General features: G+C 69.5%; 2 protein-coding genes and 1 pseudogene. 2 read left to right on the plus strand and 1 reads right to left on the minus strand.

The annotated features are described in order from the left end of the window. Positions 1–1,730: pseudogene (locus GA0115259_RS03270) on the minus strand (hypothetical protein); the annotation flags it as partial. Positions 1,731–2,272: 542 nt separating this feature from the next. On the opposite strand from GA0115259_RS03270, the gene GA0115259_RS03275 reads away from it, so the two are divergent. Together GA0115259_RS03275 and GA0115259_RS03280 are read left to right on the plus strand one after the other, a co-directional pair. Beyond that, entirely contained in the window at positions 2,273–2,860 is a 588-nt protein-coding gene (locus GA0115259_RS03275) for a hypothetical protein (protein ID WP_093590549.1), read from the plus strand. Next, a complete protein-coding gene (locus GA0115259_RS03280) occupies positions 2,857–3,435 on the plus strand; it encodes a signal peptidase I (RefSeq protein WP_093590552.1) in 579 nt (192 codons plus the stop codon). Before GA0115259_RS03275 ends, GA0115259_RS03280 begins: the two co-directional genes overlap by 4 nt. Positions 3,436–3,549 lie beyond the last annotated feature (114 nt).

The following is a 3,549-nucleotide window of genomic DNA, read 5'->3' on the forward strand; positions in this document are numbered from 1 at the left end:
CTGCCACCGGTCGTGGGCTTCTCCGTGCAGACCTGGGTGTAGCCCCAAGGGGCCATGACCGGGTTGCACTCGGTCACGGTCTCGGTACCGCCACTCGACCCACCGCTGTCCGAACCACCGCTGCTGGATCCGCCACTGGAGCTGCCGCCACCGCTGGAACCGCCGCTGCCGCTGGACCCACCACCGGAGCTGCCGCCACCGTTGGAGCTGCCGCCATTCGAGCCGCCGCTGCTGGAACCACCGCCGCTGGAGCTGCCGCCGTTCGAGCCGCCGCCACTGCTGCTACCGCCGTTGGACCCACCGCCGCTGGAACCCCCTCCGTTGGTCCCACCGCCGCTTGAGCCACCGCTGGAGTTGCTGCCGCCGCTGGACCCACCGCCGTTCGAACCGCCGCCATTGCTGGAGCCGCCGTTCGAACTGCCGCCGCTGGACCCACCGCCGTTCGAACTGCCTCCGTTGGACCCGCCGCCGTTCGAACCACCGCCGCTTGAGCCACCACCGCTTGAGCCACCGCCAATGACGGCTCCGCCTACGACGCCGTCGTCGTCATCGTCGTCGTCGGACCCGCCGTTGGAACCACCGTTGCTGGAGCCGCCGTTGGAGCCGCCACCATCGGAGCCACCTCCGTCAGAACCGCCGCCCGAGTCGCCGCCACCACCATCGGTGCCACCGCCGTTGTCGCCGCCACCGTTGTCGCCGCCGCTTCCGCCCGTACCACCGTTGGACCCGCCGCCGTCGGAACCACCTCCATTGGTTCCGCCGTTGGAGCCCCCACCGTCTGAACCACCGCCGTCCGAGCCGCCGTTGCCCGACGTACCGCCCGAATCGCCACCGCCGTCGGTGCCACCACCGGTGCTGCCACCGTCGTCGCCACCACCCGTGGTGCTGCCCCCGTCAGCGCCGCCGCCATCGGCGCCACCGCCGTTGTCGCCGCCCGAACCGCCCGTCGTAGCACCGCCGTTGTCGCCACCGCCGTTGTCGCCGCCACCGTTGTCACCACCGCCGGAACCGCCCGTACCACCACCGGCCGTGTCGCCGCCACCGCCGCCGCCGTCCCCCACCACCTGCGTCTCGCAGGAACCGCCGAGGATCCGGCAGACCGCGGCCTCAAGGCCGCCGGCGATCTGGGGTCCCACGCCACCGAGAAGGAGTGCGCCGATGATGAGGGCGACCAAGCCGATCAGACCGACGTACTCGACCGTCGTCTGACCACGGTTCCGGCGCCACTTGATCAAGTGCTGAAGCGAGGGAATCGCACGTCGGCCGAACCGCTCGCGCGTAAGGCGCGGCTTCACGGCCCGCAGTTCCGCGGGGAGTTCGAACCAGGCGCGGCTGCCGCCGATCAGCACCAGCAGAGCGCCGGGCAGCACCATCTGGCTGAGCCCACGCTCCGAACCTCCGTACAGATTGATGACGCTCCCGGCCAACAGCCACACCTGGAGACCGACCAGCCCGAACCAGACCACTTTCCCGCCGGTCCACAGACGCTGCGCCAGAACCACACCCGCGATGCCCGGCGCCACCGCGTACAGCGCCAGCAGGAGAAGTGTCGGCGTGACATGCTCGCCCAGGTCCAGCAATGAGGTCAGCATGCCGATGCCGCCCAGCAGCGTAAGGGCGAACATCAGATACAGCAGGGCCCGCGTCAGAATCAAGGACCGGGGCAACTCCCGGCGACCGTCGGGCAGCGGCGCGACAGCCTGGAACGTCAAGACCTCTGGGTCGGACATGGGAAACCCTTCCACCACACAGCTCCAGACGTCCCGCCGACGGCGTCCAGCCGCGGCACCTGCGTCGCGTCAGCCTAGGTACGGGCGAGGCCCAACCCATAGGGCCCACAGACCCACTCCGGGGCCCAACCGAGGTCGAATCCGGCAACGTAATCCCGGTCCACGCATCGAACGTAATTCCGGTTTCGGATTCACCCCTCGGGTGGCGTGTCAGGGATCTATGGCCAGTCACGCGTGGAACGCCGCAGGCGAGCGGGGAGTGGTCGGCGATCAGCGGTCAGCGGCGTCGGCCATTTCGAGCGGTGCCGGCCGGCCGACGTGGACTGCGTTGCGCCGTTCGGCCGACAGCGGTCGCCGGCGGTCATCAGCCGCGATGTCATGACAGTGCGACCCGCGCTCGGAGCGGATGTGCGGCGGGTTTCGCACCTCAGGGTATCGAGCCTCCATCAGACCCGGATTGCGACACGGAGCGGCGGCACCGCCACAGGAGAGACTGAGGAGACAATATGTTGCAAAAGCGACGAAATTGAACGGAGTGGGCAATGGCGCGTCCCTGGCTGAGCGTGCTGGCACAGGTGGCGCCCGTTCCGCTCGGGTTACTGCTCAGCGGTGCTCTGGTCTGGGGTGCCACCAACGCCGACTGGAGTGGGACCACCAGCAACAGCGGCAACAAGTGGACCTCCAGCGCGCTGGGGCTGGCCAACGACAGCAAGGTGCCCATGTTCCGCGTCGACGACATGCACCCCGGCGACACGGGCTCCAACTGCATCAAGATCGTGTCGAACGCCGACTTTCCCACCGTGCTCAAGCTGTACAGCAACTCGCCCAACTGGCCCAGCGACTTTCAATCCTTCATCAACCTCAAGATCGAGGTGGGCAGCGGCGGCACCTCCGGAAACTGCAATGGCTTCACTCCGCACAGGTCCGCGTTCGACGGCACCCTGGACCAGCTCGTCGCCCTGAACACCGACTTCCGCACCGGCCTGGGCCCCTGGACCCTGCCCGGTAAACCGCCCAACTCGCTGAGCTTCCGCGTCGCGTGGCAGTTCAGCCCGAGCGCACCTGACAGCGCGCAGAGCACGGACACCAACGAGGCGTCCTTCATCTGGGAAGCGCGGGAACACGAGTGACTCTCCCGGGTGACCTGGCCGTCGGCGCGCTCCACCGGCCCACGGCCAAGGGCGCCCCGCACCCGGTCCGCGTGGTCAGCTCGGTCATCTCACGTACCGTGCTCGGCGCGATGGCCGGGCTGCTGGTGTGGACGCATGTGCCCGTGGTGGCGCTGGGCTGGACGGCGGGCGTGGTGCAGTCCGGCTCCATGCGTCCCGCCATCGCGCCGGGCGACGTCGTTCTCTACCAGCCACCAGCGCGCGACCGCACACCGGCGGTGGGCCAGATCGTGCTGGTCGAGGACCCCACCCGGCCCGGCCGTCTGCTCACCCATCGGGTCCACCAGGTACTTCCCAACAACGACCTGATCACCAAAGGTGACGCCAACTCCACACCGGACTCCGCACCGGTACGGCCCGCGGCACTCAAAGGCGTAGCCCGATTGCACGTGCCCTGGATCGGACTGCCGGTCCAGCTCTGGCGCGCCAAGCAGCCCGTACCCGAGGCGATCACGCTGCTCGGACTCGCCATCCTGCTCGCGCTCGCCGCGCTGCCACTGCACAGCCGCAGCCGCAGCCGCAGCCAGCACAAGTAGCCCCGGGGGGCGAATCCTCACCAAGCTCCACATGAACGCCCGACACGCTCCAGGCGCGCGGTCGGATCGGCCGCGTCGGGCCGCCACGACCCCGGAGGGGCGACCGGCTGGGGG

The sequence above is a fragment of the Streptomyces sp. MnatMP-M17 genome, from assembly GCF_900091995.1.
Classification (GTDB): Bacteria; Actinomycetota; Actinomycetes; order Streptomycetales; family Streptomycetaceae; genus Streptomyces.